Below are 15,266 nucleotides of genomic sequence, written 5' to 3'. Positions count from 1 at the left end.
ATGCAGACATCTTAAAAGATGCGCATCAATCCCGTCCTCTTGGATAACGCTGGAGGACGAGGCGGCACATCATGCCGCCTGACCTTTGTTGTCCAGGGATTTAGAACCGCCCGCGCAACGTCAGCATCATGTTGCGCGGCGCGCCGTAGTTGTTGCGGTTCTCGACATAGCCCGGATACTCGTAATACACCTTGTCGAACAGATTGTTCACGTTCAACGCCGCCGTCCAATTCGACGTCACGTCATACGCGACCCGCGCGTTCCACACGCTGTACGACGGCCGGCGCACCTTCGAAATGCTGTTGGTCAGCGCGCTCTGCCAATTCACGCCCGCCCCCACGCTCAGGCGGTTCAACTGGCCGGGCAAGCGGTATTCGCTCCACAGACGCAACAGGTGCCGCGGCGTTTCCTCGCTGAAAGTCTGGCCTTCGCGGTCCGGATCGCTCAGGTACTTGTTGCTGTTGAAGGTATAGCCCGCCGCCACTTGCAGGCCCCGCATCAGCTCGCCGCTCATCTCCGCCTCGAAGCCCTGGCTTCGAACCTTGCCCGCCGCGCGCGAGCAGTAGCCGCCGTTGCACACCGGCCCCGCCTCGTAGTCCTGCACCGCGCGGTTCTTCTGGCCGATGCGGTACAAAGCGAACGACGTATTCAGCTTGCCGTCCATCAGCTCGCCCTTCACGCCCACTTCGTAGTTTGCGCCGACGATGGGCTTCAAGATGCTGCCGTCCAGCGTGGTGGCCGTTTGCGGCTCGAAGATATCCGCATAGCTGGCGTAGGCCGACCACTGCGGCGTCAGCGCGTAAACCAGCCCCACCATAGGCGTGAACTCCGCGCTGGCCTTGGCGGTACTGACATCGTCCCACGTGGCGGCCTGCGTGGTATAGCGGCTTTCAAACCAGCTGAAGCGCCCGCCCGACACCAGCGTCAGGTCTTCCGTCAGGCTGCTGCGCAACTGCGCATAAATGCCTTTCTGCACATGCGGCTCATAACGCGACGTGCGCTGAGAATCCGGAAAGCTGTCCGGCTTGGGCACATGCGGATTGGGATGGAACACGTCCAGCGGCAGATAGTTGGACGCGTACTCGATACGATCCTTCGACGTCAGCCGCGACATACTCACACCCACCGTCAGGTCCTGCGCCATGCCCAGCACCGTGAAGCGCCCGTTCACATTCGCATCAAAACCGATGTGCTCCGCCGACTTGTCGTAATTCCACGCGTTGCGCATCGGCCCCATCAAGGTCACCGGATCCACCGCGCCCGTCGCGTCCAGCGCCGAGGTCAGGCTCGTCTCCTTCACGTAGGTGGCCGCCACGTTCACGCGCCAATCGCTATTGAAGCGATGCGTCAGGTCTGCAAACACCTGCGTCTCGTCCCGGTCCCACTGGTTCCAGTCCGCGCCCAGAAAGGTCGACCGCTTCAGCCCCAGCGAACTGCCATCGCTATAACGCGGCAGTCCGCCGAAGAACGGCGTGGACCGCAGGCGCGACACCAGCACGCCCGCGCCCACCGTCGTGCTGGGCGACAAGTCGTAATCCAGCGCGAAGTACAGATTGGTGTTGCGCTCCTTCACCACGTCGATGAACGAACCCTTGGAATCCAGATCCAGCACCGCCCGCGCCCGCAGGCTGCCGTCCGCGTTCAAGGCCCCGCCCGCATCCAGCATACCGCCCACGTGATCCCACGAGCCCGCGCGCGCCTCCATCAACACCTGCGTCTCGGCGGTAGGGCGCTTGCGCACCAGGTTCACCGAGCCGCCCGGCTGCCCCGCGCCTTCGAACAGGCCCTGCGCGCCGCGGAACACCTCCACCCGGTCCAGATACGCCGTGCTGCCGGTAAAACTATTGCCCACCGCATAGAAACTGCGCGACAGCGGCACGCCGTCGTACTGGATATTCGTGATCTTGAACCCGCGAGAATAGAAATTGCGCCCGCCGTCGGCCACCTCGCTGATCGTCACGCCCGTGGTGTTCTCCAAGACCTCGCTGATCGTCGACAGGTTCTGGTCATCCAACCGCTTGCGCGTCACCACCGTGACCGACTGCGGAATGTCCTTCAGCGCCTGCTCGGTCTTGCCGATGGTCGCCATGCTGGACCCGTAAGACTGCGTGCCCTCGGTCTGCGCATGATAGGCGCCCGTCACCAGCACCGGCGCCAGCGTGCTGGTGGCGGACGGCGGCTCGGCTTCCACACGGATACCGCCGTCCACATTCACCGCGCGATAACCCGTGCCCGCCAACAGCGCGCGCAAGCCATCCGCCACGCCATACTGGCCACTCAGGCCCGCGCTGCGCGCCCCGCTCAACTGCGACGAGGAATACCCCAACGAAATCCCCGCCTGCCGCGCAAACGCGGCCAGCGCGTCATTCAACGGCCCCGGCGCAATCGCGTACACGCGGGCAGATTCGGACTGCGCCGCCGTGGCCGGCGCGGCCTGGGCGTAGGAGGGCGACGGCGCCGACAAGGCGGCCAAGGCCGCCGCCAACGGCAACAGCACGGTAAAGAAGGGCTGGGGGCAAGCGCGCAAGCAAGCCCGCGCGCCGGACGACGGCGTCGCGGCCCGGAGACGATGGGTCTTCACGAAAGGGATACTCCAATGAGGGTCGGTCGGTGCTGGGCAGTGCGCACTGCTACAACCGGTATGACGAACGAATTCGCTCATCCCCTCAGATTTTTTTGTTGCCGGGCCGCCCCAAGACAAAAAGCGCCCCCTCGGGGGGCAGCAAGCCGCAGGCGCAGCGTGGGGGCATTTTTTGTTTGTTCAGCCCCGTGCCCGTTCCGGCGCCCGTGCGCGTGCCCGAACCCGCGTCACCCGCCCGCCCCACCACAAGCGTCCCGCCTGCGGCTCCACCGGCAGAATCTGACGCAGCAGCGCCAGCACCTTGCGCGTATCGTCCAACTGGAACACCCCCGACACCGGCAACCGCGCCACCGCCGGATCGCACTCGATCGCCCCGTGATAGCGCGACAGCTCCTGCAAGAAGGCGTCCAGCGGCATATCGCGCACCGACAAGGCCCCCTCGACCCAGGCCCCGCCATCCATCATGCGCCCCTCCACCGGCGCCAGCGCCCGCACGCCTTGCGGCGTCATCCGCGCAGACTCCCCGGCCCGCAACGTCGCGCCCGCCGCCTCGCCCGCGCCATCGCGCGGCAGCAACGCCACCGCGCCTTCATCCACCGCCACCTCGCTGCCGTCGTCCCACTGCCGCACCCGATACCGCGTACCCAGCGCCTGCGCCCGCCCGTCGCGCGTCTCCACGAACAGCGGCCGCGACAGCGGATCATGATGCCCCGAGATCACATACACCTCGCCCGCCAGCAAACGAATGCGCCGCACCGGCCCGCCATAATCAATATCGACCGCCGTCTCCGTATTCAGCACCAGCGTCCCGCCATCCGGCAGCGCGACGCGACGCCGCTCGCCCCGCGACGTAGACACATCGGCCAGCGCCTGCCGAACCACCGGCACATCCCCCGCCCGCCACGCCACCCAACCGCCCGCCGCCAACGCACCCAGTGACATCAAGGCCTTGCGGCGCGACCGCCGCACCTGCGCCGCCTCCGTCTGCCGCAGAATCCGCGCCGCGGCCTCGGCCGGCATCTCCGCCGCCGGCCGCTGCAAACGCGCGCCCAGCGCCTGCAAGCGCTCCCACACCAACGCATGCGCCGGCCGCGCCCGCAGCCAGGCATCGAACGCCTGCCACGCCGACGCGTCCGCCGTGTTGTATTGCAGCTTGATGCGCCAGCGGATCGCTTCGTCCAACATCGCCCGATCCACCGCGCCCTCCGCGCCGTCCTCCGGACGCGCGCTTGGCGCCCCTGGCGACACGCCCGCCCGATCAAACCCCATAGACCAGCCGATAGCAGTGCTGCAACGCCTGCGCCAGATAGCGCTCCACCGTCGCCACCGACCTCCCCACCTGCCGCGCAATCTGCGGGCACGTATGCCCCTCCATCTGCGCCAACAGAAACACCTCTCGCACCTCCGGCTTCAACCGGCCCAGCATCTGCGCCACCTGCTCCAGCGACTCCAGAATCAACAGCCGCGATTCTTCTGACGGCCAATGGCTCTGCGGATAAGTCTGCAACACCGCCAGATAACTGCGCTCGATCTCCAACCGCCGCCAATGGTCCACCAGCAAGCGGTTCGCGATGGTGCGCAGGTAGGCCCGCGGCTCGCGCAGCGCGGTGTCAGAAGGGGAGATGGAGTTTGCCGACAGCAGGCGCACGAACGTGTCCTGCGCCAGATCCGCCGCGCGATGCGCATCGCCCAGCTTCAGCCGCAGCCAGCCGTGCAGCCAAGAATGATGGTCGCGGTACAGCGTCGCGATGCCGGCGTCCGGACTGGCGCTAGGGGTAGCGGGCATGGGGATATGTTGTGAATGGGAATTGTTCCCATTATATCCAGACGAATACCGGCCCAAGCCCGGTGTTCGTCCCCATGCCCGCCGGCACGGGCGGGTCTTTGCTTTGGACGAGCGCCTACTGCAACGAAGCCGGCGCGTCGTGCAACACGCCGCAAGGGTCCGCATCCGCGTCCGCGCCGCAAGCCCGCGCCTGCTCCAGCATGGCGTCCGCCAAGGTCCCCAAGTGATCGCACAAGCCTTCCACCCCGCCCATCAGCGCCGCCACTGTCCACGCGTCTAGCGGCTGCCCGCCGGTTGCGTCAGGCTCGGACGCGCTGTTGCCTACCATGCGGGCCATGGCCGCGATGGCATAGCGGGCTCGGTCGATTTGGTAGAGGGGGGAAAGGGGGACGAGGCCGTGCTCGGGATCGGCGTCGACGGACCAGGGGTTTTGGGTGAGGGGGTGGGATGGCATGACAGGCTCCAAAGACAAGTTAGGCCTGCTCCCCACTTCCAAATGGGGTGGGCGGGCACAAGGCAAGGTTGGAAGACCGGCGTCTTTGGAAACCGGCGTGCGCGAACGCACCCTCGCCAAGACCCGCCCATAGGGACGTGCAAAGGCGTTCGGACGTGAAAATGCCGCCGAAGCGGCGGCTGTCCGCCAAAGACATTACCGGCTTCCAAACCGGGCTACCGTTGTTGCGGTAGTAGGGTGAGTATACGGCGACGAGGATGCCTTAGCGGTCAGGAGAGACAATTTGGCGACAGTTGGTGCCAAATGCTCATTAAGCCTAGGTCTGCTATCGACCCAAAGCGGAAGTTCGATGTGGGAAGCCCGATGCCTGCTTCGCAGCGATTGCAGACGTATTTTTCTGCGTCACGGATGACCGCAACCACCACAAAGCTGTCGACTTCAGCCTGTCGCACCACATTGCCAGCGGACCCGATCATTCATCATTTGGCTCGGCGTCGTCCGCTTCATCGGTCAGCAGGCCGTGCTTTGCTCTCAAGTCCTTTGCGAGGGCTGCCGCAAGAGATGCAAAAACCTCAAGCTTCTGTATCTTGTCATTCAAGGCTTCCTTGGCCATCTTCGCTGCTTCAGAGGAACGGTCAAGGCCACTATCCACAAATCTAACAACGCGGACTTCTAACGACACGTCCGCTCCTGCGTCAATGGCACTCTGAATCCAAGGCTGCGTCTCCTCTGAGGCTTGCTCTGCCGCTGTGGCCAGGAAGTACTGCACCAGAATCCGCGCTGCGTCGTCGAGTTTCATGGCCAAGTCGAGCGTCTTCTCGACACCCTCATCGACTTTCATGTCGGCAGGCCGCTCCTGCATGAAGCGAAATCGCGGACCGCTTGTCGTATCAAGTGAATTGAGCGTCCGTAGAAGCGGCTCCAGACTCTTCAAGGGGCGAAGTTGAGTGGGAAGGCTATATCTTCGCTCCCACAGCTGAAAAACCAGTTCCGCGCAGGAGCTTTGTGCTGCGACTCGTTTCTCAGGAGGGGCATTTTCTGCATCTTTGATTCGCTCAGCGAGCGCGTGCGCCATCCACTGAGCAGGTTCATCATCCCCAAGCTTCAACTGGGTGACGAGCCGCTTGCCGAGGTCAATTACTGCGCTTGAGCGTTCTAGCGATTCCATCTTCTTTAATCAGGTAGTAGCGAACATAAGGTGGTACGTACGAGCCCAAACCTTCGTCACTTGAGCTGTATCGCGAGCCCCGTCGACGCAGACTAAGACTGACAACAAGCCAATGCTCTGGATTGGCGGTGAGGAGTTCCTTCAGAAACGCTCTGTCAGCACTCAAGCGGTTACCAGGAATCGTTTCCTTCTCACGGCCATACCCATTCGAATGGGTCCATGTCTCACTTCGAACGTGCGCACCACTCTTGGTCACCCATCTTCGCACATCGTCCGCCGAGGTCAGGCCCATTGCCGAGATAGTTGCAGCGTTCGGCTCATCGCCCGGAACGCGCACACGTTCACCCCATGGGTCGTAGTCGTCAATTCCGTAGGATTCTCCTCGGTCAGATATCCAACGATGAAGGTTGAACTGTCCATGAGAGCCCACTTTCAATGTGGGCTCAGGGAGACCTCCTTCGGATGTTATGTCCTCCTCGTTTGGAGTCCCTTGTTCTTGGTCGTACCGGAAGAAATAGTCGTTTGGGTTCGAGGAAGTTTGCGCCGCAGCGAGAAACGCTGTCGCGGTAGCTCTCGGCACCAGCGCGCTGGTCACAGAAATAGCCTCTTGGGACTCCTGGGGGCCACTTGTCCAATCCCCCGCTACAACCAGCAGCCCTTCGTCAGTCTCTAGAAGACTATCAAGGTGCTCAGCAGTTACCTGCCAGCGCCACTCCTTGTCACCATATTGCTCGGACACGGGTGGAGACTTGGATAGCTGAGGGTCACGCCTATCGGCGGCCCACATGCCATCCTTGCACTTCAAAAGATGACGCTCAAGCCACTCGCTAAACTCATCCTCTAAGCTGTAACTCGCCTTGCCAACTGAGTGGGTCTTAAGCAGCCTAGCTGCCACTATCATCATTGCGTGATAGGCGCTGTAGACCTGAAGGTCTTCCACTCTCGGCATGGTTCCGTGCGAGTGGCTGGTTTGCTCGTGTTGAAACACGCCCCTTTTATAACGAATGTCGTCGTAATGCTTGGTGGTGATAGCCCCGATACGTTCGCTGATAGCCTCGATGGCGCGTCGAGTAATGCCACTCGGCGAGATGCCGAAGACTCGACCGAGAGGTTCAAGCCAATATGGGCCAATGTCAATGCCAAAGTAGTATTTATCTACCACATCGCCCGACGAGTCGTTGGATGGCTGGGTCTCTACCTCGGGCCTCCTGTAGGCGTCATACTCAACGAGTGGAAGTTCACTTGCGTTGATTTTCTCAGGCGAGCCCAGCGCGGTCATTTCACCTAGGAGTTCAGGTAGTTCGTGCAAAGCGCAGGCTGCGAAATGGCGCAATAGTACGTGCTCCTCCTTGGCGGACATCAAAAGGAATTCGCCAAACATGCTCACCATGTTTCGGTGCTCGGCCGCACACCGAGCTAGCGCTAAGGTGAGCCACAGACGGGAATGCCATTCGTAGAAGACAAACCGTTTGTCGACGAACGCTTCGGGTGAACCGACGACTGCGAATTTCGCAAGCGCATTCACAACCGGATTCCAGCCAAGCTCGATAGTCGCTCGAACGGCGTGTGCGGCCTCCCAACGTACAGAAGTGGTTGGTGAACCTAACGCTGCCCAGAGGTAACCAGCCAGTGCAGCCTCGCAGCTGTCGAGCGGCTTCATGCCCTCATTCCAGGGTCCATCGCCATCGTCAGGATGAAGGTCACTTTCGAGGAGAGATAACCCAAAGTGCAGTGCGTCGTCCGCCTCATCGTTTGTCAAACGAGAGGCCAACGGCTCCAACATCTGGAAGAGCTCGCCGGCTGTTAGCACTGTGACCTTGGCTAGAAACCCTTCAAGCACTGCGTCCACAATCTGGCCGTCGCTAACAATGCCCTCGTCAATAATCTCACTGTACGGAAACGAGCTCCACCATCCTTTTCGCCTAGCCGATTCAGGATTTGTTCGGCATACGGATAGCACCACTTCTGCCATCGCTTTGCGCAGAGAAACCGGCTTGATGTTTTGTTTTCCGAGCACGCCGAAAATTTGCCTGAGTTCATAGCTCCCAAATTCTGGCCACTGCGAAATAGCAAGACAGAATTCGGCCGCTCGGCCTAAACCGCATCGTTGTAGTGCTTCTTGGTAGAACTCGTCAGTTTTATAAGGCGGGTCGAAAGTCCTAAGGTGCAGATACGCCGCACGTAGTTCCGCGGAGCTTGTTAGGTCGACCCCCTTGAATAGGACATTCCAGTCTGGGTCGCTTCGTTTCTTTGGCGTCTCCGGTGCGTATTGCCGAGCGGAGTTCCCACCCTCATGCTTAGGCACCCTCGCTTGGGCGAGAAGCCTATCGATGTCTGGAGCCACGAAGTTACAAGTGCGTGCCAGCTCAGAAACCCTTTCAAGTTCCTCCAGCGACGGCGAACTGACCCTTAGGTAGCGGTAGCCAACGCTGAGCGTTTTCCGCTGTACTTCCTTATTCGATTCGTGTTCGACCGCTTTCACCAGGTCTTCGGCGCGCGCCCATTCTTCGCCAATCGGGCATAGCGCAATTGGCGCGATGCGCGGAAGCAAGCCGCGCTTTACAAGGCGGTCGGTTGCAATTTTTAGAAGCTTGTCTGCATAACCGAACTTGCGGTCTCTCCAGCGACTGAGAGCGGCGATTGTCGAGGCTGGGCACAAGCTCAACAATCCATCAATTGTGCGTTCCCAGTCGAAGTGCTTGTCTCTTTCCACATATTCGTACGCCAGCTCCGTGCCTCGTGCCAGGCGGTAGGCGGACTCGGGCCGGGGGGGACTGTCTCTTCCGCTCGCTTCGGCCAGGCAAATGAGCGCGTCCCATCGGGCCAAGTTCTCTTGCCCAACGCGGTTCGACATCTCCACTGCCCGCTCAAAGTAGTTGCGGGCCTCCGCTATGCTGGCCGGAAAAACGGCACGCGCCAGAATTTGGTAGGACTCAACTCTGGACTCAGCGTGCTCGCGATTTTGTTCTATAGCTTCGTAGGCCTTGACGGACACCTCGAGCGCAAAGCTCTCGAGTACCTTTGTACGGGCGGCCAAGCGACAGACACCTGCCATGGTGGCGGGCCAGAAACCTTTCGCCTTCTCTTCAAACCAGGCCCGATATGCAGCCAGTGACGTGACGTCAGAAATCGACGCATCGCGTAGCGCCCTTATCCATTCCAGTGCAGCGACTTGGTCTAGATTGAAGACGTTGCTGTAGTCCTTGGACCTAGCTGCGTTCGTTGCCTTGAGTGCTTCCTGTGCGGCCTCGCTGAAATCTGCCGAGGTTCTGCAGCAGGCAATTTCCGCGCTCAGTCGGTACCAAGCGAAGACACCGCCCGTCCCCCTGTTAAACGCTTCGGCATCAGAACTTACGCTGTAGTGACTCTGCTTCTTTTCCAGCTCTTCTCGGATTTCCTTTGGAGCCAAGTCGATGAGCGCGAGTTGCTTGCCCAACAAGGCAGCCTCAAGCGTGTACGCTCTCAGCAGCGTAGACCTGTCGGACGCGTACCGCTCCGCCAGGTTTCGGGGGGGATGGTCCGGCAAGTAACGGCGTATGACATTTGCCCACGTCACGTCATCACGTGGCAGCACTCTCAGCGCTTGTAGAACAGCGGACGTGACACCATTTAGCACGCTCCATTTAGCGCTATGACCACCTGGTTCTTGCAGTTGAATGCGACGGGAACTCAATGCACGCATGAGCTTTTCCACAGGCTTGGAAGGCAGTGAGTGTCCCCCGTCGCACGCTTCCGCTGCCAGGCCTAGCATCAGCCATACATCTTGCGCACCGTGTTCCGCCAGTTGGTCAAGAAGGTCGTATCGACCAAGGTCCACAAGCCGACGCGCCAAGATGCCTCCGGCGGCCATCGAGAGAGACCTAGGCGTCCACCCTCTGAGAAATCTGACTGCGTGCTCCGGTCCTTCCGCAAGCAATTTGGCCATTGCGAGTTCGGCCATATCGCTAGTTTCGACGCGCTCGTTTTTTTCCTCGCGCTCTTCATGCGCCATCCTCGCCCAGGAATACAGCCAATCTGTCGCCATTCTTAGGCGGCTTCGTGCTTCAGCAATGAATTCCGGACGGCCCGCCAGCAGGCCTGCTTCATAGGCATGATGTGCGCCTGTCCAGCTTCCTCCGAATGTGCGTCGAGACACCAGTTCGTCGATGCGGTCTGGAGAAAGAAGTGCAGAGGCGATGTCCGTGTTCCCCTGTATCAGGTCATTCTGTCGCTCGACACCGGCAAGTTCGCCTGCCACCTTAAGTGCGAGCTTCGCCGCCGGGGCGTAGCGTTTCTCTTGCAGGCAGGCCTTTAGCGCAAAGGTCAGGCGCTGGACCTCCACATCACGGCGCTCGAGTGGGTTCGACGTAGGTAGGCCATCAGCAGAAAGGGCCAGGTCAACCAACTCATCCATTCGCCCCGCGGCAAGAAGCAGTTGAGGAATTGTTGATGCGACGTAGGAGCTGGTGGCAGCTTGGGGTTTCAATCGGTCCAGAAACGTCGCCAACTTTGCCTTGTTTGGCCAAAAACGTTCGCGGAACCAGGTCTCGGAAGGCTCATCCAGGAAGTGAAGACTGCCACCTTTGACCAGCAACGGTCGTCCTAAGTCATAGGCGAAACTTCGTACCGCACTTTCAGTAGTTCCCGAAATCTCAGCTAGTACCGCGATTGGAACGAGTGGTCGCAGCACGGCCAAGCCCTGGCAGATTTGGTTAATCTGTTCTGATTCGATAGAGCCTTCTCGAAACTTGAGCTTTTCGACTGCGCGCTCCAGCAGTTCGGCAATTGCCCGCTCAACTGTGGAGGGTGATGGTCCGAGCGCCTTCAACATGCCTTCTAACGGCAGTTTTCGGCTGAGTGCTAGCGCCTGAACTCGTGGGTTGGAGCTGCTTAAGAAATCGAAGTCGGCGACATCTTTGTCAGTCGCGTTCGGATAGTACTTTTTGAGGTGCTTTTCTGTCTCCAAACGGCTAAACGGGCGCAGTTCAACGTACGTCGCGTCGGGCGGAGCTCGCAGATGGTCTCGCCGATGGGTCCGACAAGTAAAGACCAGTTTGACGCCGTCTGGCATCTCCGTGCGAATGAGGTCAGGCACGAAGGCCGCATCATTGAACTCAGTAGCTGCCATAACGGCATTGTCGGCAGCGTCGACTATCAAATAGAGATTGGCAAAGGGCTTTTTAGCCCGGAGCAGACCGACGGCCTGAGTCAGTCTTGCAACGAACGCACGCATGTACTGTTTGCTATCCGTCCCGCGGATTGGAATCAAAGGATTGCATAGCCCTTGAGCAGCGAGCTCATTTGCAATCTGCGGGAGGGCGTCTTTTTGTCGATGCCGGAAGTGTTGGGAGCTTCTATACAGTCCGTCGCCAAAGCAGTCATAGAGCACCGCTACGGAACCTTCAGGGAAAGACTTGGAAAGTTGCCACGCGAGGATGGACTTCCCAACTCCTCCTTCGGCATGAAGGACGACGGGTTGAGTGGTGGACTCCAGAATCGTGCGAATCTCTCGCTCCTGCTCGCGAGGAAATGCACCGTCGGTAGGCTCAGCAATCAGACACTTTGCAGGCCAGAGGTCCGCCTCGTCGGCCCCAAGTGCTCGCAGAACATCGAGGCGACGAATGGACGGGTTTAAGGCGTGCTCAGAGGTGGCCTTCTTAGTAACCAATTCTTTGAGCTGAAGTGATGCGTCCGAGTCTGCCTCGGCCAAGTATTTTCCTACATCCTTGAACAGTAGATTGCGTTGATTCCACAGGTCGGGCTCACCTGCTTCAACGGAGAAGAGAGTGAAGAAGTTTGCAGTTTCGCTGTCGAGCCCCTTCACATAACCAAGTAGCGTCTTCGCGACTGACGAATGTCTCGCTGGCTTCCCCTCTGCAAGGTCCTCCAGCGACTCAGCCACTTTTTCATCGATAGGACGGTTGGTCGTGAAGGTAAAGCGCAACTTGTCCTTAAGCTCCTTCCAGGTGAACGTCTTACGCAGTTTCGCAAACCGCTCGGAGAAGCCTTCAAGCGTGTTTTTCAGCCCGCTGGCTGTCCAGGGCTTCTGCACACGTTGCGTGGAATGCTTCAGCTGCACATAGCGAACGAGGCGGGCGTCCTTCAGGGACTCGCTGCCAAAGTAGAACCCCACGTCGATGAGTTCGTCGCCTTCGTTGGCTGAGCCAGGGCCTTCGGCAGCCGATGCGCCCTCAATAGAGATGGCGACCAAGTCGCTCACACCAGGCAAGAGCGAGAGGCAGTGGCGCGCGGCCCAGTGGTAATGGAACTGGTCTCCGTCTCTGCTCATTCGCACCAAGTCGGAGTCGGTGGTTGTGGCGCCAACTGTAGTTGTTTTTGAGTTCATGAGGACTGAAAGATTGCTTTCGGAGCGTCACGACGCGGTGCCACCGGCTTCCCGCTGTTCGGTCGGGAGCTATATGTACGTCCGCGAGACTTGCTCAACCGCAGTTCACTAATTGAGCCAGCTCAACTTTGAAACGGCTGCTGTTTACAGCTTCCACCAAATCCGACTTAGCGCACGCTCCGGTGTCGACATTGGGATTATCGGCTGACGCTACATTTTTATACAGTCATTTTGCCACTGTACAAGCCATACAAGCCGTCATTTCGCAGACGCCACCCCAATCTCCGCCGGGCTTAACTGTCGACGCACCATACCGGCCCGCAGAGGAGAAGGTGGTGCTCCCGCCAGGGGGCTGTCTAGCGAGGATCGAAGTTGGGCTGCACAATCTCGACTGTTGGAGCTTGCAATGCAGTTTGTTGGCCGTCGCTGGGGCAGCGTGGGTGGGTTGAACGGTGGAATCCACTAGTAAAAATGGCCAAACAGGCACAGTAATCCGACGTCCGCGATGCATCGATAGCAGTCGTCGACGCCTCAGGCTTTGGTGACCGCTACCAGCCTCCACCAGACATCGAAATCAACTAAGCGAACTTCTGCTGTTGGCCGATTTGAGCCAACGCCAATTAGCCCAACCGACCCGTTGCTATCAGTCGGCCAAATTTCGTGCAGGTCTGTTCTGCAGCAAGTGCGGACAACCGGATATCATCTTTGCTTTGCTCTAAGCGGAAGCTTAACTTCCCATGCAAGCTCCATGACGCATACAGAAAGATTAAAGGCCGAACTTTCGATCGAATTCACACCTGATCTCAATCGGATGACTGAAGAGCAAATTTTGCTCTTCTATAAGAGTCTGCACCATCTCCTTCATTCATATATAGCTGGATACCAACTAAGCCGGAAGATGTTTCTAGTGCTGGACAACAGCATTGTGCAGGACTTTAAGCATCTTGAAGACAAGAGGCGCCGCCCCAGAGCAATGGCTTACGCTGCATTCTGCCGCTTTGTAGCACAGTGGAGCGATTTGCCAAGTTATCTGGCAGTATCGCCAGTCGCTCCCTATGAGCACGGTGGCCGTAAGCCGGCAAGTTCTCCAGAGCATGCCATCGACCGATTTATTCAGGTGCAAACGATACTTCGCTATTGCGGACTCCCTGTCGCAATGATTGGCTTCGACGACGGGAATACACTTTACAAGCGGATGCTGGACGTTCACGCGGACGCGAACTATCTGGAGGTGTTTGCTAATCAGATCGAGCAGTCCGAGTGGGAACGTGATCTGCGTGCCTGGCATGGTGGTGAGATTCTGGCAACGGCCTGGGCCGACAAGGCGATCCCAGAAGACATGCCGCTTAGGTACTTCGACCCGTTTTACATCCGAAAGGTTTTCGGAAGTCGAATCGAAGGACATATTGCGGACCAGTCTGAGGGGGTTTTCAACTATCAGCCAATAAGAACTGGAAAAATTACGGCTGCGTTAGCCAAACTGAACACCATTACGAAAAAGGGGGTACTACAAGGCTTAGGGGACATTGATCTGCTTCAGATTTGCGATATCAGCCGACAGTACAAACAGCCTCTGGACTACCTTCTCCTTGGTCAAACATTCGACGCTGATTTAGCGAAGACCCTTCGGTTTCATCATCATCTAATTGAAAGCATGGAAGTTGTCGGCGGAGCTCCTGACGTAAATCGCCAGATTGAGAATATGGTCAGCTTCATGTTTTCCAGCCCATTTTCTGAACATGAGAGAAGGCTCGAAAGAATCATGCCGTTGGCAGATGAATTTTCCGACCACGTCGCGCTGCTATGTCGAAACGCTGTGAAAGGGAGAAAAAACTCTGAAGCAACGCATTGAATCTTTTATTGTTAGAAGTTTTTCCCCACGCGGTATAGCCATTGGAAGGGCCGAGATTCGCGTTGAGGCATGAATGCAGCATTCGCAAGTGAATCAACGCTTGGCGCGTGGCTTGCGTTCTGCATACGGGCAGTGAGTTGGCAATGGCCATTGCCACAGTCTGAAGCTGCCTGTGAGGTGGTGCGACTCAACTTCCCACTTCTGGCCGCGAGCCGCCGCTGGTGACAGGCGGCTTCCGACCCGTCGGTCGCCTTAGAAAATGGTGTCTGACTACAATTCGGCAGCCACATGCTGACAAATCGTTGTTGACACCTTTTCAGAATTTATATCAAGGTTTTATTCTTAGCAGAGCGATTAATTCTGTAAGGGGGCCGGCTCTATCGGAGAATAGGGATCGAAAAAACCTTTGCGCGTCGCCGTCCGCGTTAGGTCCCAAGTTGATTCTCGCATGGCTCAAAACAGTTTTCAGGACTTCAATTGGAAGCGCAACGATGGCATGTGCAGGATCAAATGCGTAGAGAAACGTTTTATCTGCAATATATTCCGTTGTAGATTTCCTCACTCCCGTCTTGACGATTGATGAAAAATACATAGGACACCGGGGGTCTTCGAAGCGGCTAGTCGAATAGTTCGCTTCTTCACGCCTATGCAGTAACCAGGTTAAAGGTGACTCATCAATTATTTCCTGCGATAGCAGCGGACTATGCGGAAATTCCTTGGTGAAATAATTAATGATAGTTTGATGGGTACCACGAGATTTCCCCCCAAAAGGTATCGGCGTTTCGCCAACCTTGACTAGAAGCGCTCGTGGTTTGGTACCGTCGTAGACAAGAGCGCGACTCGACAACGCCAAAAAACAGCGAAGAAGATAAAACGTCGAGTAATACAGCTTTACAGTCGACCAAGTAAAAAGTCCTTTATCAATTCCCTGTAGAGCATCCCCTATTGACACACAAGCAGAGTACAAATAGTTTGTCGCGTCTACCTGCAATCGCTCATCAACTTTCGTAACCTCAAGGGCAGTCAACGGTCGGTCCAGAAAACCACCATTGGTCCCGAGTGTTTCGACAACAGACTGTATATGGTGCATTTTTTGCACA

At 58.2% G+C, this 15,266-nt stretch carries 8 protein-coding genes; 1 reads left to right on the top strand and 7 read right to left on the bottom strand.

What is annotated here, in order from left to right:
- Positions 1-100: 100 nt before the first annotated feature.
- The 6 genes from JL37_RS00610 to avs3a form a co-directional block, all read right to left on the bottom strand.
- The gene (locus JL37_RS00610; protein WP_231570258.1) at positions 101-2,581 is read right to left on the bottom strand and encodes a TonB-dependent siderophore receptor; all 2,481 of its coding nucleotides are present in this window, start codon (positions 2,579-2,581) and stop codon (positions 101-103) included.
- 180 nt (positions 2,582-2,761) lie between these two features.
- Complete coding sequence (locus JL37_RS31010; RefSeq protein ID WP_304413493.1) at positions 2,762-3,766, bottom strand: FecR domain-containing protein; 1,005 nt, start codon at positions 3,764-3,766, stop codon at positions 2,762-2,764.
- Positions 3,767-3,839: 73 nt separating this feature from the next.
- On the bottom strand, positions 3,840-4,367 hold the full coding sequence (locus tag JL37_RS00600; protein WP_043541264.1) for a sigma-70 family RNA polymerase sigma factor: 528 nt from the start codon (positions 4,365-4,367) through the stop codon (positions 3,840-3,842).
- A 115-nt stretch (positions 4,368-4,482) separates the two neighbouring features.
- The gene (locus JL37_RS00595; RefSeq protein ID WP_043541263.1) at positions 4,483-4,821 is read right to left on the bottom strand and encodes a hypothetical protein; all 339 of its coding nucleotides are present in this window, start codon (positions 4,819-4,821) and stop codon (positions 4,483-4,485) included.
- Positions 4,822-5,293: 472 nt separating this feature from the next.
- Positions 5,294-5,989, bottom strand: coding sequence for an AVAST type 3 anti-phage proein Avs3b (gene avs3b / locus JL37_RS29870; protein WP_043541262.1), 696 nt, complete (start codon positions 5,987-5,989; stop codon positions 5,294-5,296).
- Entirely contained in the window at positions 5,955-12,314 is a 6,360-nt protein-coding gene (gene avs3a, locus JL37_RS00585; protein WP_052096709.1) for an AVAST type 3 anti-phage nuclease/ATPase Avs3a, read from the bottom strand. The genes avs3b and avs3a overlap by 35 nt, the downstream gene beginning before the upstream one ends.
- 748 nt (positions 12,315-13,062) lie before the next feature.
- Here avs3a and JL37_RS30315 point away from each other — a divergent pair.
- Positions 13,063-14,166, top strand: coding sequence for a hypothetical protein (locus JL37_RS30315; RefSeq protein ID WP_156124180.1), 1,104 nt, complete (start codon positions 13,063-13,065; stop codon positions 14,164-14,166).
- A 328-nt stretch (positions 14,167-14,494) separates the two neighbouring features.
- On the opposite strand, the gene JL37_RS30310 is transcribed toward JL37_RS30315, so the two are convergent.
- A complete protein-coding gene (locus JL37_RS30310) occupies positions 14,495-15,265 on the bottom strand; it encodes a hypothetical protein (protein ID WP_156124179.1) in 771 nt (256 codons plus the stop codon).
- Between the last annotated feature and the right edge of the window lies 1 nt (position 15,266).

It is taken from the genome of Achromobacter sp. RTa, from assembly GCF_000757485.1.
Taxonomy (GTDB): Bacteria; Pseudomonadota; Gammaproteobacteria; order Burkholderiales; family Burkholderiaceae_B; genus Achromobacter.
Note: the sequence above shows the minus strand (reverse complement) of the source record. Positions and strands in the feature narration are given on the sequence as shown.

What these genes read in the sequence shown, in the direction of transcription:
- JL37_RS31010 (WP_304413493.1), bottom strand. Translation starts at nt 3,766, where the DNA reads ATGTTGGACGAAGCGATCCGCTGGCGCATCAAGCTGCAATACAACACG.
- JL37_RS00600 (WP_043541264.1), bottom strand. Translation starts at nt 4,367, where the DNA reads ATGCCCGCTACCCCTAGCGCCAGTCCGGACGCCGGCATCGCGACGCTG.
- JL37_RS00595 (WP_043541263.1), bottom strand. Translation starts at nt 4,821, where the DNA reads ATGCCATCCCACCCCCTCACCCAAAACCCCTGGTCCGTCGACGCCGAT.
- avs3b (WP_043541262.1), bottom strand. Translation starts at nt 5,989, where the DNA reads ATGGAATCGCTAGAACGCTCAAGCGCAGTAATTGACCTCGGCAAGCGG.
- avs3a (WP_052096709.1), bottom strand. Translation starts at nt 12,314, where the DNA reads ATGAACTCAAAAACAACTACAGTTGGCGCCACAACCACCGACTCCGAC.
- JL37_RS30315 (WP_156124180.1), top strand. Translation starts at nt 13,063, where the DNA reads ATGACGCATACAGAAAGATTAAAGGCCGAACTTTCGATCGAATTCACA.